The sequence below is a fragment of the Shewanella submarina genome, assembly GCF_042646185.1.
GTDB lineage: Bacteria > Pseudomonadota > Gammaproteobacteria > Enterobacterales > Shewanellaceae > Shewanella > Shewanella corallii.
The window spans coordinates 1-24,580 of sequence record NZ_JBHRTD010000018.1; the positions used below are offsets into that span (position 1 = coordinate 1).

Genomic DNA, 24,580 nt, shown 5'->3' on the forward strand with positions numbered 1-24,580 from the left:
TGACGTTGTCATCACCGACCACGATAGGATTGAGATCAATGCTGGCTTCCGGTGCGGTAGTGTCCAGTATGGCATTGTCAGAGCCTGAGGCTGTGTTGCCTGCTGGGTCTGTGACTGTTGCAGTTATTTGCAGATTGGTACCGGTATCCGGGGCGGTGGTAGACAGTTGTAGGCCGTTATCCAGCATCTCCTGAGTGACCGGGCCATTGAACAACTCGTTGCCCTGGTTGTCAGTAACAACAAGTGTGTCACCCACAGCAGTGCCATCGCCCAAAGTAATGGTAAAGTTCACCTCACCGTCGAGCTCGGACTCATTGATGTAACCGTCGTTGTTGCTATCTTCGGTGATGACAACGGTTGGTGCCAGTGGGGCACCGTCGCCATTGCCGTAATCCAGAATGGCGCTGTCAGAACCTGTCGCGCTGTTACCAGCTGGATCAGTCACTGTGGCAGTGATCTCCAGGCTGGCGCCGTTTTCCGGAGCTGGAGTGGACAACTCAAGGCCGTTATCCAGCATCTCCTGGGTAACAGGACCTTCAAAGATAACCTGGCCATTCTGATCGGTAACGACCAGAGTGTCGCCTATGGCTGTACCCTGGCCCAGAGAGACGACGAAGCTAACACTGTCGCCAAGTTCAGCTTCATTGATGTAACCATCATTGTTCTGATCATTGGTGATTGCGACAGATACCGCTGGGGCTGTTGTATCCACATCTCCGACGTCTGAATCGTTGGCTGTGTTGTTATTGCTGTCGATCACTGTACCGTCGACGTCATAGCTGCCATCGGGTAACGGCTCAGTTACCTCGGCACTGAATGAACCGTCAGGTTGAACGATTGCAGAGATGGTTTGCTGATTCCCCTCTGAGTCTGTCACGACGATAGTCACCGTGCTTCCCGGCGCGGCGTTGGTCGTACCTGTGATGACTGGTGTGTTGTCCGAGCTGTTGTCTGGAGCAGACAGATCCAGTGTAAGAGATTCAATAAATGATGTCAGGAACTCTTCTTCACCGTTACCGCCCTGGAAGCCGACGTTGGTGGCATTTGAGTCATAGCCGGCACTGCCGAGAGTTTCTCCGCCGCTGCGATCAATATTGCTGAATCCAGCGTGGCCCTGATTGCCTCCCGTTCCGGCAGCAGTTTCCGGCAAGCCTTCTGTTGGATCATCACCATCAAGGATTTGTTGCTGAAGGGCATCGATTTCTGCCAGTAAGGCATCGTCTTCTTCTATGGGAGTATCCGGAGTGAAAGACGCTGTTTCATTGGACAGCGTGCTGCCGTCGTCGAACAGGATTTCAAATTCAGCATTGTCGTCGATCAGCAGGATGCTGCCCTGTTCAAACCTTTCACCAGACTGCAGTTGGAGTTCAAGTTCTCCGGTATCAACGGATATGCTTCCGTTTACATATGTCAGTTGACCTGCTTTAGGTGTGGTGTAAGTTCCCATTTTATTGCTCCCAACAGCCTCAAAAAGTCCGTTTTTCTGATTCGGGTTGGGCGATGCCCAACCAAGCATCTAATGGTATTTTGTTGCAAGCTGTGGGGTCAATTTATTGACGTGGGTTAAAGTATTGTTTGATAAGTGTTTTTATGTTGGTTTATGTGGTTTGGTAAGCTTGTTCTGGATTGTAATATTACTTTTTGGGTAATTATTAGACGATTGATTCGTATAGTGTGGTCGGCGTCAGAATTTTGTTTGATTTTCTGTTTGGGCAGAGATCATACAATATCTACCCAAACAGCTGATTATTCACATTTTTGCAGCCTTGTGAAAGCTGTTCAGGGCGGTAATGTTGTCTCCCAATTGCTGCTGAAGCTCACCTAAAGCCAACCATGATTGACGGTTTGGAGCCAATTCACATACACGTTGCCAATGCAATTTTGCCTGTTTGAACTCCCGACGACGTTGATTCAATTTGGCCATGGCTTCCTGGTAAGCGGCGTTATTTTCTTCTGCTACGGCGATACCTGAAAGAAACTTGAGGGCGCTGTCGTTGTCGGTTGGCGCTATCTCCGCCAGGGTGACTATCAGCTCCGGATGCAGGTGTTTTTTCAGAGATTTGAGTAACAGCTTGATCGCTTTCTCATCCTGATTGAACTTTGCAAGTCCCCGACAATAAAGCGCTAACAGATCTGTGTCCTGTTGTGTCCGTGGCACGTCACCCCATGTCAGTTCCAGTTGTGGCAGCCCGGCCTCACTGGCATTCTCCAGTCGATGAGTGTGAACAGTGTGCTCCAGTGCAGCTAACTCTTCAGGTGTGGATATCTGTTTTTTCTTCAGTACAGGGATGAGTTTCAGTAGCTCTCCCCAGCTTTTTTCGTGGCGGTATAGCTCAAGTGCCAACTTAAGTACCGGAACACTGCTGCGTGGTCCAGGGTGTAGCTTATCCAGCTCGCGGGTCGCTTCGTCCCAGGCCTGTTGCTGCATTAAATAGCGCACCCGGCTGGTACGCACAGCTTGCTGTGCCTGAGGGTAGGTTTCGGCTTCAGTGAGGTAAAGATCCCGCTGCTCGTAATTTTGCTGATGCTGGGCCGCGCGGGCCGCCGCAAGCAGATTCAGTGCCGGCAGTTCACCTTTTTGGGCGCCTTTGGCCATTGAAACTTCAGCCTGTTGCCAGTTCTCCTCAGCCAGTGCCAGTGCGCCCAGCAGGGTGTTTTTACGGGCAGCATTACGGCGCCAGCGCTCGGGTAACAGGCGACTGTTTATCATCAGGGTGAGCAGGCGGATCAGCAGCCATTCGACCAATTGCAGCAGACCGAAAGCCAATACCAGCAGGAATGTGGCAAACACCAGACTGGTCTCAATCTGTTTATCCGCAATCGCAACATAGACATAGCCAGTATTGCCCACCATAAATGGGCTTAAACACAGACCCAATAGAATAATGATAAGAAAAGCCAGCGCCCTGATCATAGAGACTCTCCCTCTGCCGATTGCAGTTCACCCTGCTCAGTCAATTGTTTCAGCAGAGATGAAGATGCAAAACGATTGAGGGTGACGGGTGACAGCTTCAGCGTCTCCATTACTTTCAGTACTTCCAGGGTTGATTCGACTTCTGGAGAGGACAGGTCGTAATACTGATACAGCCAGTTATGGGCCATTTTCAGTGAGCTGCGGTAGTTCACTTCATCGCCCCGATACAGAGCCAGCTGTGCCTGCAGCAGCTTGCTGCGGATATTCTCAACCAGATACCACTGTTGTTCAGGTGTCAGCAAAGGTGCGGTATCAGTTGTCCTTGTACGAATAACGATAAAGTCATCCAGCAATGCCTGCCAGGTTTTGTAGAGATTGGCTTGCCAGTCAGAAACCGAATCCGACAGCTCATTATTTTGCTCTTGAGGAATGAGCCCGGCCTGAGCGTCTGCACGGTTCAGCGGCAGCGTGTCCAGGTTATTGATGATCTCATCCAGGGTGAAAGCGGTTCCGGCAATATCAGCCTGCTTAATCGCTTTTACGGCGGCAATGTCCTTTGCCAGCGCTTTACGCAGTGGCAGCAAAGAGGGATCTTTCATGGCGGCAATACGCTGATCGGCCGCCTCCAGCAGTCCCGCTGCAGTCAGGGAGTCCTGCTCCAGCCAAAGTTTGCGGCCTGCCATGGTCACCAGATAGTTGGCTTCTGCTGCCTGCCAATGGTTTGGATTTCGTTTCGCCAACGAGGTCAGGCGCTCACTCAGTTCTCTGTGTTGCTCCGGGAGAGATTCCAGTTGTGCCAGTTCCGCAGCGGTTTGTCGCTGCTGTTGGCTTAACGTCGCCAACTGAGATTGAGGACCTGCCAACGCCTGTTGCATGGCTTTGTCCTGCTGAGCTAACTGTTCAGTCAGTCGCAGGTTTTGTTTGTTGAACTGGTCGTACAGATACAGACCTCCGGCCAGAGCCAGCAGGCTCAGCAGAAGTCCCAATAGTGCCAATAAGGCTAATCCCCAGCGACGAGGCGCTGCAGGTGCCGTGGCAGTGGATTCATTGACTGCAGGTTGGGGAGTGACCACTGGCTCCGGAGTTTCCGGTTCAGTGGGTGTTTCAGGGGGAATGTCCCGGGTGATCGATTCTACAGGCTCTTGCTGATTGTTTTCAGCTTCCTGGGACTTGGGCGGTTTGTTGTCCATGAAACAGTCCTTGATGGCGAAAATGCAACGACCGTGCGCTATGCCATCAAGGGTATGTCATTTCAGAGCTGCCAGCATGGCCTCCGCATGTGCGGCACCGGCGTTGGTGACATGGGTCAATCCCCTGGCGATGGCCTGCGCTTCGGCCCGGCTACTGGGTACTATGATATGACATGCGCTCAGCCATGGAAATAATTCTTTTGGTACCAGTGTGATAAGGTTTTCCAGCATGTCAGGGCTGGTTATTACTATGGTATCAATACCGAACTCTTGCCACTCGCGGCATACTTTAGCGGCATCATAATCCGGACAGGTGCGGCGATATACTTCCCAGAATTCGACAGTGGCGCCACGGGATGTCAGGGTTTGTGCCAGCAGTTCCCGGCCACCATTTCCCCGCACAATAACAACTTTCTTTCCATCGACATGCTGCAATGCGTCCAGCTCCAGTAAGCCTTCGGTTTGCTGATTGTCATCTGCGGCTCTGACGCCGGAAATTCCGGCAGCAGCAAAACTTTCCCAGGTGGCTTTTCCCACAGCAAAGTACTGTATGTGGGCAGGCCAGGACTGATCCAGAGCCTGAGTGCCAAAGTTCACGGCATTGGTGCTGACAAAAATAATGATGTCGGCGCTGAGGATGTCATCGGTAGAGCGGGAGGGGGGAGTGGCTTCAACGCCAAGCAGGGGCGTCACTAAATGGGGAGTACCGCGCTCAGACAGCGCGGTGGACATAGTCTGATTGCGCCCCTCGGGGCGCGTCAGCAGTACCTTCATGGTTACGCCTTGTTGTAAACGGCATCCAGAATGGTCTTGGCACCCTTTGACAGCAATTCCTCTGCCAGAGAGATACCCAGTTGTTCAAAATCAGCACTTGAACCGGTAACTTCACCACGAATGATCTCGCTGCCATCCGGGTTGCCTACCAGACCACGCAGGTGCAGGGTGTCACCTTCAAGCGTAGCAAAAGCACCGATAGGCACCTGACAGCCGCCTTCCAAGCGAGTGTTCATGGCGCGTTCTGCCAGTACACGGTGGCGGGTTTCTTTGTGCTCCAGTGGTGCCAGCAGAGCTTTTACTCTTTCATCATCAGTGCGGCACTCAATACCTACAGCGCCCTGACCGTTTGCCGGCAGAGACTCTTCTTCGCTGATAAAGCTGGCGATACGCTCATTCAGTTCCAGACGGATAAGACCTGCGGCGGCCAGGATGATGGCATCGTACTCACCGGCGTCCAGTTTACCCAGACGGGTTCCCACGTTACCACGCAGATCTTTAATAACCAGATCTGGACGGGCTGCTCGGATTTGGCACTGACGGCGCAGGCTTGATGTGCCTACAACAGCACCTTCAGGCAGTTCATCGATGGACTTGTAGGTGTTGGAAACGAAAGCGTCGCGAGGATCTTCACGCTCACAGATAACTTCCAGGCCCAGACCTTCAGGGAACTCAACAGGAACATCCTTCATGGAGTGAACAGCGATATCTGCTTCACCGGCCAACATGGCAACTTCCAGCTCTTTTACGAACAGGCCCTTACCACCTACTTTGGCCAAAGGAGTGTCCAGGATGATGTCACCTTTGGTGCTCATTGGCAGCAATTCAACTACCAGGCCAGGGTGAATACGTTCCAGTTCGGCTTTGACAAACTCTGCCTGCCACATAGCCAGTGGGCTCTTGCGTGTAGCGATACGAATCAGGTTTTGGGACATGCTCTAAATCCATCTGAGATCTTAATTTCGGACATGCTAAACACTAATCTCCCGTGATGAAAGTCATGGTTGCAGGATCTTTGAAGTCTGTCCCTGTCGTTATCCGTAAATATCGCTTCATTTTTCAGCGAGACGTTGCTTTTTACAGCTTATAGCTCGCTAATTAGTGTGATCTTGATCTCGTTCTATTGTGTCGGACCGCTAAGCTGATAGCATCGACCTTGTTGTTTTTCTCGGGAAATTAATTTGGAAAACGGTAGGTTAATTGACGGCATATCAGCGCCTGACAACTCAGGTGTCGGGGAGGGTGTGTTTATTGAAGCCTTGCCGGGAAGTCGCAATGACAAACTGTCCCGTAGCCGGGATCTGGCTGCTCGCCTGAATCAGGTACGGCTTGCCCGGGCACAGGCCTTGTTGTCTCCACTCAAACGTCAGCTGCTGAAATTAATTCCCACTCTGTTTCATTGTCATGCCCGTGGGCTGCCGGGTTACAACGGCCCCTTTGCTCCCAGCGGTATCTTTGATTACCACATTTCTCCCAGAGTACTGGAAACCCTCAAAAGCCTTGGACTGCCTGAGCCGGAGTCACCATCTGGTTTGCCTGCCATTGAAGGCATCTACACCATGGGCAGTAGTGGCAGCTTTGGCCAGAACCGTTTCAGTGACCTGGACGTATGGTTGGTGCATCACCCCGAGCTGGGCCCCTATGAGCTGCAGCAGCTGCGTGAAAAAGCCGATCTCATCGGTCAGTGGCTAATGCAGTATCAGCTTGAAGCCAACTTTTATCTGGTTCACCCGCGGCAATTTACGTCGAAGCTGGACGATGATGCCCCGGACAGAGCGATGGGGCATGAGCACAGTGGTACTGCTCAGCGCTGGCTATTGCTGGAAGAGTTCTACCGCAGTCATATCTGCCTGGCGGGTAAAACCGTCGCCTGGTGGCCTGGTGCTCAGGCTGCACCTGACCTGTTGCTGCTGGGAGATGTGCACCAGCAGCTGGCCGGGGAGTACCTGGGGGCAGCATTGTGGCAGCTGTATAAAGGTCTGGGCGCTCCTCATAAAGCTTTGCTTAAGGTGGTCCTGCTCGAAGCCTATGCCTCAGGAGAGGCTCATCAGGAGCTGCTGACAGATCTGCTTTGGAAGCGCACCTGTGAAGGGGATTTCTCTGCCGGTAATGATCCTTATTGCATCCTCTACGAACTAATTGAAAGCTACCTGACCAAACTGGGAGATGACAGACGTTTGGAGCTGGTTAGGCGCTGTTTTTATCTCAAGTGTGGTGTGCGTTTGACAGCCCGCGAACAAAGCATCGACTGGCGTTTCTATAAACTCAGAAGTATGGTCGAAGCCTGGGGCTGGGATGAGGAGTTGTTGCAGCGGTTGGATGCCAGCGAGAACTGGCATGCGGGGCAGTTATTGTGGTTCAACCGACAGTTGAATGAACTGATGATCCGCAGTTATCAGACCCTGCTCAAATTCGCTGCTTCCCGTCAACTTAACAGCGACATGCGGATAGATGAGCTGGGGATGTTGACCCGTAAACTGCACACCTACTTCAGTGGTGACAGTGATCAGCTGGTGCGGCTCAATCTATTGTGGAGCTGTGGTGTTGCCGAGCAGAGGCTGAGAATCATCCATGAGCATCAGTTTCTGTTGGTGAGAATGCAGCATGATGGAGATACCGAAGGGGAGCTGCTGTTTCAGGGGGATACTCTGGCGGCGGTATTGGCCTGGGCCTGTATCAATGGTGTGGCCACGGCGCAGACCGCCTGGTTCCGTGACAGAGGTGATGACCTGATCCCTGATCGGCGACTGCAAAGCCTGTGTCGGCAAATTTTGCCGTTGTTGCCACGCAATGAGATCAAAGTTTCCAAGCAGGATCTCTGTAATCCCTGGTATTTCAGACAGGTACTGTTCTTGTTGAATCTGGAGCAGGACCCCACAGGTCAATGGCAGGGGCAGGAGATGATGGTGGACCGCCTCAATGCCAATGTACTGTCTCTTGGTCAGGATAAGCGCAACATGTTGGCAGGGGTGGATATTCTCTCAATCAATAACTGGGGGGAGTTCCATATTCACCATTATCAGGGGGATAAGGCCCTGCTGCAGGCGCTGGTTTATGTGGCTCCCGGGCTAAAACGCTCGAAGGAGGAAGTGAAACTGGATGTATTGTCTCACTCCCAGCGTTTGACTGCCCAGTTGAGCCAAACCGTACTCAACTTCCTGCGCCAAAATGCCAGATTGAGTCATCACGGCAAAACGGCAACAACCATGATGCAACCTGTCCAGATTGGCAAAGAGCAGTATGGGCTTTTCTACAGTACGACCGGACTGGTGTGGCAGGACCTCAGTGATACCAAGTCGCTGTTCCAGCAACTGGTGAAAGGTCATGTGGTGTCTCTCCCCCGTCCTGCGCTGCCGGATGAGCCACTGGCGACCTTGCCTGAAGCGATTCAGCACTATGCCACCAAAGGCGTGACTCAGTATTTTCTGCGACAGGATGGCCAGGACCTGGATGTGTTTGTGCTGGACGAAGACAATGGCCAGCAGCACTTTGTGCAGAAGAATTCTGAAATTGGCGCCATGGTAAAGCGCATCAGCCACCAGTTTGTATTTGGAGCTCAACACTCACCGGGTATCAGGTTCAATATGCCGCAGTTTTTCCGGCTTGAACGGGTCAATGGCGAGCTGACACTGTCACCATTTGGTATCGCCAGTCGCGAGCTGAACAGGGAGTTTTGAGTGAACCGCTGTATCGGCAACAAAAAAGCAGCCATCTGGCTGCTTTGGGTCAGTAACAGGGAGTATCAGAAGTTCACCTGAATCCCGCTTTGGCGGGCGATTGACTGCTGCACAAACGGCATAAACTCGCCGGCATTGGTGCGCATATCCAGCCATTGACCATTTTCAAATGAGAAGTGGTAGCCACCAAACTTGGTCGCAACCCAGATCTGATGCAGGGGTTCCTGCTTGTTGATTACGATTTTGGAGCCGTCATCAAATTCCAGCTGGAGCACACCACCACTGGCGTCTATATCCACGTCTGCATCCTGCTCATCAATAGCGTTTTCAATAGCCGTCTCAATGGTATTGAACATCTCATCGGCTAATTGATGAAACTCGGTATCTGTCATAGCCATGTGTAACTGTCCTTTGCTTTCTCGCTGATGGATGCGATTATAAGTCCATTGCCCACAGAAGCACAGATGTTGAGAAAAATGAGACTGTTTTTACTGGTATTACTTGCTAGTTTAGTGAGCGTCGGATGTGGTCAGAAAGGCCCTCTGTATAAAGCCCCTGCCATGCAGGACAATCAGGCAGGCAAGGTGGAGCAAACAGAACAAAATTCAAAGGAATAAATTAAGTTGGATCACTTTCTCTATAAGGATGATGTACTCTGCGCCGAGGATTGCCAGATAGCGGATATCGCTGCTCAATATGGCACCCCTTTATATCTGTATTCGAGAGCCACACTGGAGCGTCATTGGCACGCGTTTGATAAAGCAGTGGGCTCTGTTCCTCATATGATCTGTTATGCGGTGAAAGCCAACTCCAATCTGGCGGTATTAAATGTGCTGGCCAGACTCGGCAGCGGTTTTGATATCGTTTCAGGCGGTGAGCTGGCCAGGGTGCTGGAGGCTGGAGGTGATCCTGCCAAAGTGGTGTTTTCCGGTGTGGGTAAAACCCGGGATGAGATGGCTCAGGCGCTGCGAGCGGGGATTCACTGCTTCAATGTCGAGTCTGCGGCTGAACTGGAAACCCTGAATGAGGTGGCCGGTGAGCTGGATATGCAAGCACCTATCTCCCTGCGTATTAATCCGGACGTTGATGCAGGAACTCACCCTTATATCTCTACCGGACTGAAGGAGAATAAGTTCGGTATTGCCATGGAGGAGGCTGAAGGCCTGTTCCTGCGTGCTCACGCTTTGCCTCATTTGAAGGTCAAAGGTGTGGATTGCCATATCGGATCTCAGCTGACAGAGCTGAACCCATTTTTGGATGCCGTAGATCGCCTGTTGGCTCTTATCGATACGCTGGCAGAGCAGGGCGTGGTGATTGAGCACTTTGATGTGGGTGGCGGCCTGGGGGTGACCTACGACGAAGAGACTCCTCCTCATCCTGATGATTATGCCAAAGCCCTGCTGACTAAATTTGAAGGTCGCCAGCTGACGCTGATTTTTGAGCCGGGCCGTGCCATTGCTGCCAATGCCGGACTCTTTGTGACCCAGGTGCTTTATCTCAAAGAGAACAGTGACAAGAACTTTGCCATTGTCGACGGTGCCATGAATGATCTGATCAGGCCGTCCCTCTACAGTGCCTGGCAGAAGATTATTCCCGTGTCACCACGGGCCGGTGAAACCCGGGCGTTTGATATTGTTGGTCCTGTGTGTGAAACCGGCGACTTCCTGGGTAAAAACCGTCAGTTGAATGTGCAGGCGGGCGATCTGCTTGCAGTACGCAGTGCCGGAGCTTACGGTTTTACTATGGCATCCAACTACAATTCCCGTCCCCGGGTGGCAGAAGTCATGGTGGACGGCGACAAACATTATCTGGTGCGCGAGCGGGAAAAATTAGTCCAGCTCTGGCAAGGTGAGCACCTGCTGCCGTAAACTGACAATTAAGTTAATGAGTTAGCCGACGCCTGCGGGCGTCGCGAAAGGAACCTTCTTTTGATCCATTTCACTAAGATGCACGGTCTGGGCAATGACTTTATGGTGGTCGATGGCGTAACACAGAATGTGTTTTTTTCGCCCGAGCAGATCAAGCGTCTGGCTGACAGAAATTTTGGTATCGGCTTTGATCAGTTACTGCTGGTAGAGCCACCCTATGATCCTGATCTGGATTTCCATTATCGTATCTTCAATGCCGATGGCAGCGAAGTAGAGCAGTGCGGTAATGGCGCCCGCTGTTTTGCTCGCTTTGTACGTAATAAAGGACTGACCAACAAGCATAAAATCCGAGTTAGCACCGCCAATGGCAAGATGACGCTGCGAATTGAGCGTGATGGTAATGTCACGGTTAATATGGGCGTTCCTGTGCTGGAACCTTCGCAAATTCCTTTCAAAGCCAAGAAACCTGAAAAGACTTACCTGCTGCAGGCAGGACAACAGGCGTTCCTGTGTGGCGCTGTCTCCATGGGGAATCCTCACTGCGTGATGGATGTGGATAATGTCGATGAGGCTGATGTCGATGGCATTGGCCGTCAGTTGACCCGCCATGAACGTTTCCCCAAAGGGGTGAATGTTGGCTTTATGCAGATACTCAGCAAAGATCATATTAAACTGAGAGTGTACGAAAGGGGCGCTGCAGAAACCCTGGCTTGTGGCAGTGGTGCCTGCGCTGCCGTAGTTGTAGGCCAATTGCAGGGTAAACTTGGACAGCAGGTTCAGGTAGACTTACCCGGTGGCAGCCTTTCCATCAGTTGGGAAGGCGAAGGTAAACCTTTATGGATGACAGGGCCTGCAGAGCAGGTATTTGACGGACAATTTCAGTTATGAGTGACACCATTCAGCCTGCCAGTCAGGTTGTGACTTCCGATATCGAGGCCGATGTGGCCATGCTGGATGAGCAGATAATCCGTGAGTATCTGCTCGATAATCCTGACTTCTTTCAGCGTCATCCTGAGCTGCTGCTGGCTCTCAGGTTGCCACATGCAGAGCGGGGTGCAGTGTCTCTGGTTGAGCGTCGCCAGGAGATGCTCAGGGCCAGAGTCAGTCAGTTGGAAGAGGAGATCACTCACCTGCTGTCGATGGCTTCCCGTAACGAAAAGATATTCCGATTTAATTGCGAACTTTCCAGTGAATTGCTGGACTGTGAAGATATGGGTGAGCTGCGGCAACTGCTGTCGACCCGGCTCCAGACTCAATATGGTTTCAGCCATGTTCGCTTAATCACAGTGCATGACCTCGACAGCGCGCTGGCCGATATCTGGAAAAAACGGCTGGATACAGGTTACTACTTCGGTCGATTGACTCAGTCGGAGTCGCAGCGATTGTTCGGCGCTGAAATTGGCTCCGTGGCTCTGACCCGCTTATCAGAAGAGTGTGGCCGGGTTATCTTTGCCATTGCCAGCCACGACGGCAGTCATTTCCATCCAGAGATGGATCATATGTTGATGGACCAACTGAGACTGATGCTGGATCACCTGTTACCTAAACTCTGACAGGGTAAGCCATGACAGACAAAGACAGCCTGTGGCTGGAACGCTTTAGCAATTTTCTCGCATCTGAGCGGCAACTGTCGCCACTCACCTGTCGTAACTATCTCTACGAATTACAACGTATCAAACTGCTTAAGCCGGAACTGAGCCTGCTCAGCGCTGACCGGGATGAACTGCAGGGCATTTTGGCCAAACTGCATCGGCAGGGGTTGAGCCCCCGCTCCATTGCCTTGTCTGTGTCCGCAATCAAGCAGTTTTACGAGTTTCTGCGGCGGGAAAAGGTCGTCGAAGCCAATCCGGCCAGAACACTCAAAGCTCCCAAACAAAATAAACCTCTGCCCAAGAATATGGACGCCGATGGTGTCAGCGCACTTTTGAGTATGGATGGTGACGACCCGCTGCTGCTCAGAGATAAAGCCATGATGGAGTTGTTTTACTCTTCAGGTTTGCGATTGGCTGAGCTGGCGGCATTGGATACCGGGGATATCGACTTTTCGACCCGGGAAGTCAGAGTCATGGGTAAAGGCAGTAAAGAGCGTATTGTGCCTGTGGGCAGTAAAGCCATCGCCGCGCTGCAGGATTGGCTCAAGATCCGTGGGACATTTCCCTGTCAAGACAATGCGCTGTTCCTCGCCAAAACCGGCGCTCGTTTATCCCACCGCAGCATTCAATCCAGGCTGGCCAGATGGGGTGTTGAACAGGGCAGCAGTGGTCGGGTCCATCCCCATAAACTGAGACACTCATTTGCCACCCATATGCTGGAGTCCAGCGGCGATTTACGGGCGGTTCAGGAGCTATTGGGACACGCCAATCTGGCGACCACACAGATTTATACCAGTCTGGACTTTGGTCATTTGGCCAAGGTATACGACGGGGCTCACCCAAGAGCCAGAAAAGGAAACAAATGAAGATCTATTTGCGGCCGGGCAAAGTCAGTGTGTTGTCCTTTGATCTGGACGACACACTATATGACAACCGACCTATTATCCACACCGCCAGAGCCAAATTGAATGACCATTTGTGCAGCCGCTTTAATGCTGCACATGAATGGAGCGACTCCGATTGGCTGGCTTGCAAACGTCTGGTGGTCAGGGCTAATCCGGCACTGCTGCATGACACCGGCGCTTGTCGCGAGGCAGTGTTGACCCGGGCGTTGATTCTATGGGGATATTCACCGGATCAGGTAAAGCGGGAAGTGGCCCAGGCGATGGAGTGCTTTTTACACTATCGCAGTGACTTCAGCGTACCTGAAGATACTCTGGCGTTGCTGGCACAACTGGATGAGAAGTATGTTCTGGTTGGCATCACCAATGGCAATGTCGATGCCGACAAAATAGGCTTGGGTGAACTGATGCGATTTGTGTTGCACCCGGGACAGGGGGTGAGAATGAAACCCTGGGGCGACATGTTTGATCAGGCCTGTGAGCGATTGGCTGTTACTCCTGCTGATATATTGCATGTGGGAGACAGCTGGTCGTCTGATGTGCAGGGCGCTCGCCGCGCAGGCTGCTGTTCCGCCTGGTTGAACCCTGGCGTCGGTGCCGAGCCTTCTATACCGGGAGCGGGCAGTTTGCCCCACCTTGAACTGAATCAACTGAGTGAGTTGACTCAGATATAAAAAGGCCCCGAATGGTTTCGGGGCCTTTTTACTTCTGTGTCTTTATCAGAAGTGGTACTTGGCAATCACAGAGAAGGTATTCTGCTGGATACCATCGACACCGTATTTGTTTTCCCAGAAATCATATTCGATACCGACCAGGAATTTGTTGGCTTTGGCGTCGCCCATCAGCAACTGGCCCAGATCGTATTTGATTTGCGGGTTGAAGTGGAAGTGAGGCTCAAAGGCGTCATCATCGGTAGCGAAAACCCAGTCGATATAGCCATCGATGATCAGCTTACTGCTGCCAACTGGGATGTCGATACGGAAAGAGGGAGACAGCTGCCAGCCATCAGTGATATTGCCGCTGCTGTTAAGTGCGTGACGACGATAAGTGTTCAGGTTCAGGTAGGTAAAGCCGGGAACATCCAGGTCCATACCCAGACCATACAGCAGAGTTTCTACATCACCCTTGCCCTCTTCCAGAGACAGTGCCAGCGACAGGTCTGAAACCGGGCCCATGGCCTGCATACCGAATATCTTGCCCATGCTGAAGCGGGTGGTGATTTCACCATAGGTGGAGTCATCTACACCACCGTTGTTGCCATTGAAGAAAGTGACATCCTGGAACGCAAACCAGTCACCGTACTTCCAGCCACCGGCCGTTTCAAAGGTCAGTCCGGTCTGATCATGGCTGGGGGCCAGGTCATAGTTTTGGCCATACAGGGCGGTAACGCTCACATCCCACCACTGGATCAGTTCTTCGCTTTGGGCAGCAGGTGCAGACAGCAGCAGGGCAGAGCAGAGTATAGCTTTTGTGTTCATCGGGCACTCTCATCTTATTGTTTTTGCTCTCCGATTTACGGAAAGCCTGGGGTTATGAAAAGCGGGGTCACTATAAAGCTTGGCAGATATGATGTTGCGATCCCGGTCAATATTTTAACCCGTTGTTTGTTCTGTGAATGCAATGCTGAATAGTCATTTCGGAACAATCCCAATTTCTCTTTGGTCGCCTATGCTTAAAGCTGGTGCTTGAGGGGGAGAGGCGGCAATGGATAGGTTGCTGATAAGCATGTTGATCTGTTTGGTATTAGTGGGCTGCCAGTCCACATCTGACAAGGTGGTACCACTGCCACAGATCTGTGTGGCTAAACAGGGAGATGTCAGGCCTGATTTTACCGAGAGTCTGATGGCCGGATTAAAATTCAGGCAGATTATCCTGACGCCTGTTTCAGAAGAGGTTGGCTGTGAGTGGTTGCTTACTTATGGTGCGAGTTGGGCCTGGCCGCACTCAGCCTATATGCAATCTGCGCAGCTGACATTCAGCAGGCATAATCTGACGCTAAGTCAGCAGGCTTACCCGTCAGCAGGAGGTGGCTTGATCGCTCAACCCGATGATTGGATCTCCGCCTGGATTGAGTCAGGTATTTGCGAAAACCCTGAATATTTAAGTGCGATTGAAGAGGCTGTGATATCCCGTCCCTGGTTTGATCTATTGCCCAGAGAGAGCCTCCCTTGCCCGGCGCATCATCTGTGATACCTGACGCCGGCTGGCATGCATATCGGCTTCATCCACTCTCAGGTAGCAGCCACTGTAGGCATCGGTACCAATAAACACAGGCCTTTGATGAATCTCCGCCTGGGGGACCCGGATACGAATGACATGTTTATCGACAAGTCGAATAAGTTGAATATCCGTTGGCTGAAGTATGTTGATACTGACTTTGGATTTGTCGTTCAGGTGTTGCCACAGATACTCAATCATAGGGTCCGGCTGAGGGATACCTTCCAGAGTAAACACGCCTTGCTCTTCCCGTACGCCAAGAATGATTTCGCCGCCAATGGTATTGGCGAAGGCGCTGTAACTCTCCCACATATCCTCGGGCACTTTTCCCAGTCCATCGCGACCGGCGGCCAGCTTAAATTCAACCTGCACCGATTCGGCCAAACTGGACATGTCGTCCAACACAAAGGTTTGATACTGCATACCTGCACCCGGGAAAAGAGGGACTCTTCAGATGTAGCACGGCGCCGATACAATTGCCATATTCTACTGTCTGGCAGTCGTCATTCGATGAAAGTCTTGATAGCTTGGATAAATTCGTTACAGCAACAGGCAAAGGAGCGGCTTGATGGACTTCTGGGTTTATCTGGGGGTGGATTGGTTGGCGATGCTGCTCACCTTTATCGCTATCTGGCTGATCGGCAACAAGAGCCGCAGCGGCTTTGTGGTGATGATATTCGGCAATCTGTGCTGGATAGTGGTGGGCGTAATGTCCGGCAGCAGTGCCATGTGGGTCGCCAATATGGTTTTCGCCCTGATGAATGTACGCGCCATTATCAAATGGACAGATGTGGATGCTGCCTAAAGAAAAAGGGCCCGTTAATTACTTAACGAGCCCTTTTGAATCAAAGCATTAAGAATACTTGATTAGTTCATGCCGTACTTTTTCAGCTTCTTGCGCAGAGTACCACGGTTGATACCCAGCATGTTGGCTGCGCGGGTTTGGTTACCGCGAGTGTGCTGCATGATGATGTCCAGCAGTGGAGCTTCAACTTCGCAAAGCACCATCTCGTAAACTTCCTGTGCTTCCTGACCGTCCAACTGAGCGAAGAAGTTGCTTACAGCGCGCTTTACAGCGTCGCGCAGCAACTGAGGCTTAATGGTGCCGTTAGCAGTTTCAATTTTGCCTACGGTAAGCGGATGGGCTTCTGTGTGAGTTGTCTGATCAAACATTCGTAATCTGCTCTTTGTCTAATTCTGAAATCAATTCATCAAAATAATATTCCACAAGGGAATATTGCTCCGCCGCGGATTCCAGCTTGTTAAACTGGGCTCTGAAATCCCGTTGTGCGTCCTGGTCCAGGTACCAGCCGATATGTTTGCGGGCGAATCGCACGCCTTTAAACTCCCCATACAGGGCATACAGCTTGGTAAGGTGGTCAAGCATCACTTGACGCTTTTCCTCCACCGTCACGGGCGGCAGCTTTTCCCCGGTATCCAGATAATGTTGTATTTCTCTGAATAACCAGGGGCGTCCCTGAGCTCCCCGGCCGATCATCAGGGCATCCACTCCGGTGTAGTCCAGCACATAACGTGCCTTCTCCGGCGTGGTGATATCCCCATTAGCGACCACGGGTATTGAGACGCTTTGTTTTATAGCTTTAATGGTGTCGTACTCGGCATCGCCTTTGTACATGCACTGTCTGGTACGGCCGTGAACGGCCAACGAGGCAATGCCACTATCTTCGGCTATCCGGGCGATCTGGACACCATTCCTGTGGTCCGGATCCCAACCCGTGCGAATTTTGAGCGTAACCGGTACATCCACTGCGCCAACCACGGCCTTGAGGATTTGATCCACAAGCTCGGGATTTTGCATCAGGGCTGAACCAGCCAGCTTTTTATTCACTTTCTTGGCCGGGCACCCCATATTGATGTCGATGATCTGGGCACCTTGCTCTACGTTGTAGCGCGCGGCCCAGGCCATGGCATCTGGATCTGCCCCGGCAATCTGTACTGAGCGAATACCTTCCTCACCTGAATGACTCAGTCTCAGGCGGCTTTTATCCGTGTCCCATACATCCGGATTAGCCAGCAACATTTCCGACACCGCCATGGCTGCGCCATAACGAAGGCAGAGGTTGCGGAAGGCTTGATCGGTGACACCAGCCATTGGTGCCACGATCAGCTGATTCTTCAGTTGATAGGGTCCAATTTGCATGATTGCTTCACCTTGCTCTTCAAAGGGGCGCTATAGTACGCCTTTTTACACTTCCTGAAAAGGTCAATAAATGACCTGAGTGCAACTTTTTTTCTTGACATTTGTCTGGCAAGAAGTCAGCGCTGACGCGCCATGCAAGGGTGTTTGTACTATTTACGTACACCCGTCAAGCGCGTCCAGTCCTCTTTGTGAGCAGGTTCATCCATCACAAACCACTGGGCATAACACTCGGAGATCTCTTCAGCCTGTTCACGCAGCAGGCCGGACAGAGCCAGCTTGCCACCCGGTTGCACCAGGTCGGCGATCAGCGGTGCCAGTTCGCGCAGTGGGCCGGCCAGAATATTGGCTACCAGAATCTCGGTTTTCAGGTCAGCAGGTTGGTCCTGAGGCAGATACAGAGACAGACGATCAGCCACGTCATTGCGCTCCGCATTGGCTTTGGAAGCATCAATGGCCTGATAGTCGATATCGATACCAGTGACTTTGTCCGCGCCCAGTTTCAGCGCAGCTACTGCCAGGATGCCAGAGCCACAACCGAAGTCGACCACCTCTTTGCCTGCCAGCTCCAGTCCATCCAACCATTCCAGACACAGGGCTGTCGTAGGGTGGGTACCGGTACCGAAAGCCAGACCAGGATCCAGGATCACGTTTACGGCTTGTGGGTCAGGAATTTCGCGCCAGCTTGGGCAGATCCACAGACGCTGACCAAACTTGATTGGGTGGAAGGCATCCATCCATTCACGGACCCAGTCCTTGTCTTCGATTTGCTCAATCTTGTAGGCGAAGTCCTGGCTCATGTACGGCAGGTTCTTCAGCATTTCTACTATTGGCTGCAGATCCATATTGGCATCGAACAGGGCGATAACCACTGTATCTGTCCACAGCGGGGTTTCTCCCAGCTTAGGTTCAAAAATCGGTTCATCCTGACCATCTTCAAAGGTGATGGAAACCGATCCCAGCTCCATTAAAAGATCACTTAACAACTCGGCTTCCTGTTTGCCGGTATGAATTCGCAGTTGGATCCAGGCCATGACATGCCTCTGTGGCTATGTTGAAAATTGGGGCGGTATTGTAGCCCAAGGCGAGGTGCAGTGCGAATATTCGACCAATATGTGTCGACATCCCGTTGCTGCAATTGTGAGTTGCACATTGGGCGTCAGGTAACTAAATGAATTTATTGGTTAATTGGTCTGGCCACTTGCCGTGGAAGCAAGGGTTGGCGTGATCATGCTCTGAAAAAAGCTATCCTGCCGGTGATCTGTGTCGCAACTTGTTGATTATTGCGTCAAGGCTAACAGAGTCGCTGCTATCTTAATCGCCCCTACTCAAAACAGGCCGATACCGGCCACACAATAATTAACAATGACAACCAAAACCTATGTACCCAATCCCGTCAGCCCACGGGTGCTTGGTCATCACTGGTCTGCCAAGGCAGATCGGTTGCAAAGCGCCACCGGGGTACTGATGGGCGTATTTCTGCTGTTCCATCTGCACTTTGAATCCAGCATTCTGCTGGGCAAAGATGCTTTTTATCATGTAGTGCACTTTCTTGAAGGCAGCATTTTCAGTGAGGATGGCAAAGGATTCCCGGTAATCACCCAGATCATCTCTGTGTTTATGCTGGCCGTCTTTGTATTGCACGCACTGACAGCTCTGCGTCGTTTCCCGACTCAGTTGGGCCAGTGGCGCGCGCTGCAATCCAGCCTGAATACCATCCGCCACAGTGACACCCGTATCTGGTATTTCCAGTTGCTGACTGGCGCTGCACTCTTCTTCCTGGTTCCGGTTCACCTGTTTGAGATGATCCAGGCCCCCAATATCGGTCCGAATATGAGCGCTGAGCGGGTATATCACGACAACACCTGGGTTCTGTACGCCCTGTTGCTGCCTGCAGTAGTGGTACACGCTGTGTTTGGCCTGTACCGGGTGGCGGTGAAGTGGGGCCTGACTTTCCAGCGTCATAAGCTGCGCCGTTTTGCCCATGGTCTGATGATCTATTTGATGGTGCTGGGTATCGCCAGTCTGATGTGCTACCTGCTGATTGGCAGTGAGTTGACTCTGCCGGTAACACCATATTCACCGAGCTGAGCCAAAGCTGAAGTGTAACTACTTGATATTGCAGCTGTAGAAAGTTGTAAGGAACAAGCGTGAAAATTATCTATACAGATTCATTGGTGGTGGGTGCCGGCCTTGCAGGTTTGCGGGTAGCCATTGCCTCCAAAGAACGTGGTCTGGACACTCTGGTATTGTCACTGATCCCGGCCAAGCGTTCTCACTCTGCTGCTGCCCAGGGCGGTATGCAGGCGAGTTTGGGTAACACAGTTAAAGGGATGGGCGATAACGAAGACGTTCATTTCCAGGATACAGTCAAAGGTTCTGACTGGGGCTGTGATCAGCAGGTGGCACGTATGTTTGCCCACTGTGCCCCCAAAGCTGTGCGCGAACTGGCCAACTGGGGAGTGCCCTGGACCCGTGTGACTCAAGGTCCCCGTCAGGTTGTGGTTAACGCCGAGAAGGTGACCATTGAAGAAGCCGAAGCGGCACACGGTCTGATTAACGCCCGTGACTTTGGTGGTACCAAGAAGTGGCGCACCTGCTACACCGCTGATGGCACAGGTCACTCGCTGCTGTATGCAGTCGATAACAAAGCTATCTCTATGGGCATTCCTGTGCATGAACGTATGGAAGCCCTGAAGATCATTCACGACGGCAAGCGCTGTCACGGTGTGATCGCCCGCTGCCTGATCACCGGTGAGCTGCGCGCCTATATTGCCAAGTCCACCACAATTGCCACAGGTGGCTATGGCCGCATCTATGAAGTATCTACCAACGCCATTATCTGTGAAGGTATTGGCCAGGCGATGGCGCTGGAAACCGGCGTTGCGACCCTGGGCAATATGGAAGCCGTACAGTTCCACCCAACCGCCATTGTGCCTGTGGGCATTCTGACCACTGAAGGTTGTCGTGGTGACGGTGGTCTGTTGCGTGATGTCGATGGTCACCGCTTTATGCCCGACTATGAGCCAGATAAGAAAGAGCTGGCCAGCCGTGACGTGGTTTCCCGTCGTATGACTGAACATATGCGTAAAGGCAAAGGCGTTGACTCGCCTTACGGCCCTCACCTGTGGCTGGATATTACCCTGCTGGGTCGCGAGCATATCGAGACCAACCTGCGTGAAGTGCAGGAGATCTGTGAGTACTTCCTGGGGATTGATCCTGCTGTGGATTGGATCCCTGTGCGCCCAACCCAACACTACTCCATGGGCGGTATCCGTACCGACGCTACCGGCGAAAGCCCACAGCTGAAAGGTCTTTTCAGCGTAGGTGAAGCGGCTTGCTGGGATATGCACGGCTTTAACCGTCTGGGCGGTAACTCCCTGGCTGAGACAGTGGTTGCCGGTATGATCATAGGTAAGTACGTGGCTGACTTTGGCGAGAACAACGATCTGGTGGTGGACACCAGTCTGGTTGAGCAGGCGATGGGCGAGCTGAGCACTGAGATTGATGCTCTGATTGACGGCCATGGCACTGAGAGCCCGTACATACTGAAGCAGGAAATGCAGCGAATCATGATGGACTATGTGGGCATCTTCCGTAACGGTCCTGAGCTGGATAAAGCCGTTGAAGGCCTGAAAGCCCTGCTGGAACGTAGCCGCAATCTGATTGTTAAGAACAAGAAGCGTCATGCCAACCCCGAGCTGGTTGAAGCTCTGCGGGTACGCCGCATGATTAAAGTGGCACTGACTGTGGCCTGCGGTGCAGCGGCCCGTACCGAGAGCCGGGGTGCCCACGCCCGTGAAGACTTCCCGCAACGGAATGACCGCGACTGGCTGAAGCGCACTCTGTGCTGTTGGCCGGATGCCAATGCGCTGGAGCCGGAAATTCACTATGAAGATCTGGATGTGATGCAGATGGAGTTGCCACCTGGCTATCGCGGCTATGGTATCGACAACACCATTCCACACCCGGATACCGCCACCCGTGAAGCTGAAATCGCCGTTAAGCTGGCGGAGCTGGGTGAACATGCAGACAGATATACCCAGCAGCAAGCGCTGATGCCATTTGAACTGCCACAAGAATTAATGCCAAAGAACGAACGTCTGATCGACAAATTGTCAGCGCAGGTTGGAGATAAAAACTCATGAGTCAGGGCCGTACCCTAACATTCAATATTTTCCGTTTTGATCCGCAACAGCCGGGTGATAAGCCGAAAATGGTCAGCTATCAGCTGGATGAAACGCCGGGAATGACAGTGTTTATCGCCCTGAATCGTCTGCGTGAAGAGCAGGACAGCTCGCTGCAGTTCGACTTTGTTTGCCGTGCCGGTATCTGTGGCAGCTGCGCCATGGTGATTAACGGCATGCCTACTCTGGCTTGCCGCACCCTGACCAGCAAATTCAGTGATGCCACTATCACCCTGATGCCATTGCCGGGCTTTGAGTTGATTGGCGATCTGTCGGTGAACACAGGCAAGTTTATGCGTGAAATCGCCGAGCGTCTTAAGCTGTGGCTGCATCCCCGTGGTGACGATCAGGATATCCATGTTTTGGAAGCTCCTATGGATCCAGAAGAGGCCGCCAAACTCTACGAGCTGGAACGTTGCGTGGAGTGCGGTGTGTGCGTATCCGCCTGCGCCACCAAGCAGATGCGTGAAACCTTCGTGGGTGCAGTTGGCCTGATGAAGATTGCCCGCTTTGAGCTGGACAGTCGCGATGCCCGCAGTGCCGATGACTTCTACCATGTCATTGGTAACCAGGATGGTGTATTCGGTTGTATGACGCTGTTGGGTTGTCAGGACAATTGTCCTAAGGACCTGCCGCATATGCAGCAGATCGCCTATTTGAGACGCAAGATGTCAGCTACCCTGGTGTCTTGCTAATCAAGTGAAAGCCAGCTGGAACGAACCAGCCATTACTCTTACTCCGTAATTCAAAAGCCACCGTCTCCGGTGGCTTTTTTTATGTCGAGTAATGGAACTAACATGCTGAATACAGGCAATAAAAATCCACTCGTTTGAGTGGCTTTCTGTTCAAGCTTTCAGTGCAGTTAAGCAGATGATTAAGACTTGGTGCGTTTCATGGCAGTGAAGAACTCGTCATTGGTCTTGGTCATGGCCAGCTTGTCAATTTCAGGGTTACTCACATAGCCATGGTGCTTGCGCCATCAACTGAGTATCGCCCAATAAAAAAGCCACCTGGGAAAGGTGGCTTTCATATCAAGCTATTGGTCTCAACGTATTAGCTGATTAAGACTTGGCGCGCTTCATCGCAGTGAAGAACTCGTCATTGGTCTTGGTCATGGCCAGCTTGTCAATTAAGAACTCCATGGCGCTTACTTCGTCCATTGGGTTCAGAATCTTACGCAGGATCCACATCTTCTGCAGTTCGTCAGGAGTTGTCAGCTTCTCTTCGCGACGGGTACCTGAACGGTTAAAGTCGATGGCCGGGAATACACGCTTTTCTGCCGCCTTACGGGACAGGTGCAGTTCCTGGTTACCGGTACCTTTAAATTCTTCGTAGATCACTTCGTCCATCTTGGAGCCGGTATCAACCAGAGCCGTGGCGATAATGGTCAGGCTGCCACCGTTTTCGATGTTACGGGCAGCACCGAAGAAGCGCTTTGGACGGTGCAGGGCGTTGGCGTCCACACCACCTGTCAGTACTTTACCGGAAGAAGGGATTACTGTGTTGTAGGCACGGGCCAGACGGGTAATAGAGTCCAGCAGGATCACTACGTCTTTCTTGTGCTCTACCAGGCGCTTGGCCTTTTCAATCACCATTTCAGCAACCTGAACGTGACGGCTTGCTGGCTCATCAAAGGTAGAAGCGATCACTTCACCTTTAACCAGACGCTGCATTTCAGTTACTTCTTCAGGACGTTCGTCAATCAGCAATACCATCAACACCACATCTGGATTGTTGTAGGAGATTGACTGAGCAATATTCTGTAGCAACAAAGTCTTACCGGCTTTTGGCGGGGCTACAATCAGACCACGCTGACCTTTACCCACAGGGGAACACAGGTCAAGAATACGGGCGGTAATATCTTCAGTTGAACCGTTACCACGCTCCATACGCAGGCGTTCTTCAGCGTGCAGTGGGGTAAGGTTTTCAAACAGGATCTTGTTGCGGGAGTTTTCAGGCTTGTCGAAGTTAACTTCGTTGACTTTCAGCAGGGCAAAATAACGTTCACCTTCTTTAGGTGGGCGAATCTTACCTGCAATGGTATCACCGGTGCGCATATTAAAGCGGCGAATCTGGCTTGGTGATACATAGATATCGTCCGGGCCTGCCAGGTAGGAACCGTCGGCGCTGCGAAGGAAGCCGAAACCATCTTGCAGAATTTCCAGTACACCGCCACCGAAAATGTCTTCACCGCTTTTGGCGTGGGCTTTCAGGATAGAGAAAATAATGTCCTGCTTGCGGGCGCGGGCCATATTTTCCAGTTTCATGCTTTCGGCTAAGGCTACTAAGTCGGAAATCGACTTGTTTTTCAGTTCTGATAAGTTCATTTCGATGGGTCTTGTAACTACGCGACAGGCTCATCGCGCTCAATCTGCTTCGATTGTGTAGGCTTGAGTGGATTGAACGGTGAGGAGTGGGTTATTTGAAAGAATCTGGTTATTAAAGTAGCACTAACCAATGGAGGCGTCCATATTTTTTCGGAAGGAACGGCACAATTTATCAATAAAATTGTGCCGTTTGACGCACTCGGGCTCAAATTAGATCTGAGCGTCGATAAACTCTTTCAATTGAGTCTTGGACAGAGCGCCAACTTTGGTACCAGCCAGCTCACCGTTTTTGAACAGCAGCAGAGTTGGAATACCACGCACGCCATATTTGGCTGGAGAGGCGTTGTTCTGGTCAACGTTCAGCTTGGCTACGGTCAGTTTACCTTCGTACTCGCCGGCAACGTCATCCAGGATTGGAGCGATCATTTTGCATGGGCCGCACCATTCAGCCCAGAAATCTACCAGTACAGGCAGTTCTGATTTCAGTACGTCATTTTCAAAGCTGTCGTCGCTCAGGGTTACGATTTTGTCACTCATGATCTTCTCCGGTTTATGTGGTGCCATCGCTGGTTTGTGAATGGCATACCCTGTATATTGGGTGCGTTTTTTGGCTTTTCAAGCCCGGGGTATGAGACTCATTTTCATCTCAATGAAAATATCAGAAATCCATTCCGAATACGGCGACCGCCAATATTTGGGTTTAGAAACCTGATTGATTATATCGCCCCGTTAGTTACACCTTGTTTTACTTGCCGCTATTTCAAACGATCGAGT

The 24,580-nt window shown here is 51.8% G+C and carries 25 protein-coding genes; 12 read left to right on the forward strand and 13 right to left on the reverse strand.

Annotated elements, in window-relative coordinates:
- The 5 genes from ACFOE0_RS17140 to hemC form a co-directional block, all read right to left on the reverse strand.
- A partial coding sequence (locus ACFOE0_RS17140) for a retention module-containing protein (RefSeq protein ID WP_380712430.1) occupies positions 1-1,447 on the reverse strand: 1,447 nt, incomplete at its 3' end.
- 303 nt (positions 1,448-1,750) lie between these two features.
- Positions 1,751-2,914, reverse strand: coding sequence for a heme biosynthesis HemY N-terminal domain-containing protein (locus tag ACFOE0_RS17145; protein ID WP_248933821.1), 1,164 nt, complete (start codon positions 2,912-2,914; stop codon positions 1,751-1,753).
- Entirely contained in the window at positions 2,911-4,104 is a 1,194-nt protein-coding gene (locus ACFOE0_RS17150; protein WP_248933822.1) for a uroporphyrinogen-III C-methyltransferase, read from the reverse strand. Before ACFOE0_RS17150 ends, ACFOE0_RS17145 begins: the two co-directional genes overlap by 4 nt.
- A gap of 57 nt (positions 4,105-4,161) precedes the next feature.
- Positions 4,162-4,878, reverse strand: a complete 717-nt coding sequence (locus ACFOE0_RS17155) for a uroporphyrinogen-III synthase (protein ID WP_248933823.1) — start codon at positions 4,876-4,878, stop codon at positions 4,162-4,164.
- A gap of 2 nt (positions 4,879-4,880) precedes the next feature.
- Positions 4,881-5,813 (reverse strand): hydroxymethylbilane synthase, encoded by a 933-nt coding sequence (gene hemC, locus ACFOE0_RS17160; protein ID WP_115138370.1) that lies wholly within the window; start codon positions 5,811-5,813, stop codon positions 4,881-4,883.
- Positions 5,814-6,059: 246 nt separating this feature from the next.
- Between hemC and ACFOE0_RS17165 the strand changes: the two genes are divergently transcribed.
- Positions 6,060-8,555: a class I adenylate cyclase gene (locus ACFOE0_RS17165; RefSeq protein ID WP_380712433.1), complete on the forward strand. Its 2,496-nt coding sequence runs from the start codon at positions 6,060-6,062 to the stop codon at positions 8,553-8,555.
- Positions 8,556-8,620: 65 nt separating this feature from the next.
- Here the strand turns inward: ACFOE0_RS17165 and cyaY are convergent, their stop codons facing one another.
- A complete protein-coding gene (gene cyaY / locus ACFOE0_RS17170) occupies positions 8,621-8,953 on the reverse strand; it encodes an iron donor protein CyaY (RefSeq protein ID WP_248933824.1) in 333 nt (110 codons plus the stop codon).
- Positions 8,954-9,031: 78 nt separating this feature from the next.
- Between cyaY and lptM the strand changes: the two genes are divergently transcribed.
- Genes lptM through ACFOE0_RS17195 form a run of 6 tightly spaced genes read left to right on the forward strand, consistent with a single transcriptional unit; the run spans position 9,032 to position 13,591 of the window.
- Positions 9,032-9,172 (forward strand): LPS translocon maturation chaperone LptM, encoded by a 141-nt coding sequence (gene lptM / locus ACFOE0_RS23240; protein ID WP_428848487.1) that lies wholly within the window; start codon positions 9,032-9,034, stop codon positions 9,170-9,172.
- 6 nt (positions 9,173-9,178) lie between these two features.
- A complete protein-coding gene (lysA, locus tag ACFOE0_RS17175; RefSeq protein ID WP_248933825.1) occupies positions 9,179-10,423 on the forward strand; it encodes a diaminopimelate decarboxylase in 1,245 nt (414 codons plus the stop codon).
- 60 nt (positions 10,424-10,483) lie between these two features.
- Entirely contained in the window at positions 10,484-11,311 is an 828-nt protein-coding gene (gene dapF / locus ACFOE0_RS17180) for a diaminopimelate epimerase (protein WP_248933826.1), read from the forward strand.
- Between the two features lie 59 nt (positions 11,312-11,370).
- The gene (locus ACFOE0_RS17185; protein WP_115138382.1) at positions 11,371-11,976 is read left to right on the forward strand and encodes a DUF484 family protein; all 606 of its coding nucleotides are present in this window, start codon (positions 11,371-11,373) and stop codon (positions 11,974-11,976) included.
- An 11-nt stretch (positions 11,977-11,987) separates the two neighbouring features.
- Positions 11,988-12,881, forward strand: a complete 894-nt coding sequence (gene xerC, locus ACFOE0_RS17190; protein ID WP_248933827.1) for a tyrosine recombinase XerC — start codon at positions 11,988-11,990, stop codon at positions 12,879-12,881.
- The gene (locus ACFOE0_RS17195) at positions 12,878-13,591 is read left to right on the forward strand and encodes an HAD-IA family hydrolase (RefSeq protein WP_248933829.1); all 714 of its coding nucleotides are present in this window, start codon (positions 12,878-12,880) and stop codon (positions 13,589-13,591) included. The genes xerC and ACFOE0_RS17195 overlap by 4 nt, the downstream gene beginning before the upstream one ends.
- 45 nt (positions 13,592-13,636) lie before the next feature.
- Here ACFOE0_RS17195 and ACFOE0_RS17200 read toward each other — a convergent pair whose 3' ends face one another.
- Positions 13,637-14,395: an outer membrane protein OmpK gene (locus ACFOE0_RS17200; RefSeq protein ID WP_248933830.1), complete on the reverse strand. Its 759-nt coding sequence runs from the start codon at positions 14,393-14,395 to the stop codon at positions 13,637-13,639.
- A 226-nt stretch (positions 14,396-14,621) separates the two neighbouring features.
- Here ACFOE0_RS17200 and ACFOE0_RS17205 point away from each other — a divergent pair, with 226 nt between their 5' ends.
- Positions 14,622-15,107: a hypothetical protein gene (locus ACFOE0_RS17205; RefSeq protein WP_248933831.1), complete on the forward strand. Its 486-nt coding sequence runs from the start codon at positions 14,622-14,624 to the stop codon at positions 15,105-15,107.
- Here ACFOE0_RS17205 and ACFOE0_RS17210 read toward each other — a convergent pair.
- Positions 15,063-15,557: an AlbA family DNA-binding domain-containing protein gene (locus ACFOE0_RS17210; RefSeq protein ID WP_248933832.1), complete on the reverse strand. Its 495-nt coding sequence runs from the start codon at positions 15,555-15,557 to the stop codon at positions 15,063-15,065. The genes ACFOE0_RS17205 and ACFOE0_RS17210 overlap by 45 nt on opposite strands.
- 145 nt (positions 15,558-15,702) lie before the next feature.
- On the opposite strand from ACFOE0_RS17210, the gene ACFOE0_RS17215 reads away from it, so the two are divergent.
- Positions 15,703-15,939: a hypothetical protein gene (locus tag ACFOE0_RS17215; RefSeq protein ID WP_248933833.1), complete on the forward strand. Its 237-nt coding sequence runs from the start codon at positions 15,703-15,705 to the stop codon at positions 15,937-15,939.
- A 62-nt stretch (positions 15,940-16,001) separates the two neighbouring features.
- Here ACFOE0_RS17215 and fis read toward each other — a convergent pair whose 3' ends face one another.
- The 3 genes from fis to prmA all read right to left on the reverse strand — a co-directional run bounded on the left by fis (position 16,002) and on the right by prmA (position 18,326).
- Complete coding sequence (gene fis / locus ACFOE0_RS17220) at positions 16,002-16,307, reverse strand: DNA-binding transcriptional regulator Fis (protein WP_011761333.1); 306 nt, start codon at positions 16,305-16,307, stop codon at positions 16,002-16,004.
- Complete coding sequence (dusB, locus tag ACFOE0_RS17225) at positions 16,300-17,295, reverse strand: tRNA dihydrouridine synthase DusB (RefSeq protein WP_248933835.1); 996 nt, start codon at positions 17,293-17,295, stop codon at positions 16,300-16,302. Before dusB ends, fis begins: the two co-directional genes overlap by 8 nt.
- Positions 17,296-17,444: 149 nt before the next feature.
- Positions 17,445-18,326 carry a 50S ribosomal protein L11 methyltransferase gene (gene prmA, locus ACFOE0_RS17230; protein WP_248933836.1) on the reverse strand — a complete coding sequence of 294 codons (882 nt, stop codon included), beginning with the start codon at positions 18,324-18,326 and terminating at the stop codon, positions 17,445-17,447.
- A 331-nt stretch (positions 18,327-18,657) separates the two neighbouring features.
- Between prmA and ACFOE0_RS17235 the strand changes: the two genes are divergently transcribed.
- From ACFOE0_RS17235 to ACFOE0_RS17245, 3 genes are read left to right on the forward strand one after another with little or no spacing between them, the layout of a single operon-like run.
- Complete coding sequence (locus tag ACFOE0_RS17235; protein ID WP_248933837.1) at positions 18,658-19,383, forward strand: fumarate reductase cytochrome b subunit; 726 nt, start codon at positions 18,658-18,660, stop codon at positions 19,381-19,383.
- A gap of 59 nt (positions 19,384-19,442) precedes the next feature.
- Complete coding sequence (locus ACFOE0_RS17240; RefSeq protein WP_248933838.1) at positions 19,443-21,440, forward strand: fumarate reductase flavoprotein subunit; 1,998 nt, start codon at positions 19,443-19,445, stop codon at positions 21,438-21,440.
- Complete coding sequence (locus ACFOE0_RS17245) at positions 21,437-22,174, forward strand: fumarate reductase iron-sulfur subunit (RefSeq protein ID WP_248933839.1); 738 nt, start codon at positions 21,437-21,439, stop codon at positions 22,172-22,174. Before ACFOE0_RS17240 ends, ACFOE0_RS17245 begins: the two co-directional genes overlap by 4 nt.
- A gap of 366 nt (positions 22,175-22,540) precedes the next feature.
- On the opposite strand, the gene rho is transcribed toward ACFOE0_RS17245, so the two are convergent.
- Both rho and trxA read right to left on the reverse strand, forming a co-directional pair.
- Entirely contained in the window at positions 22,541-23,806 is a 1,266-nt protein-coding gene (gene rho, locus ACFOE0_RS17250; protein WP_115138353.1) for a transcription termination factor Rho, read from the reverse strand.
- A 210-nt stretch (positions 23,807-24,016) separates the two neighbouring features.
- Positions 24,017-24,343 carry a thioredoxin TrxA gene (trxA, locus tag ACFOE0_RS17255; protein WP_115138352.1) on the reverse strand — a complete coding sequence of 109 codons (327 nt, stop codon included), beginning with the start codon at positions 24,341-24,343 and terminating at the stop codon, positions 24,017-24,019.
- Between the last annotated feature and the right edge of the window lie 237 nt (positions 24,344-24,580).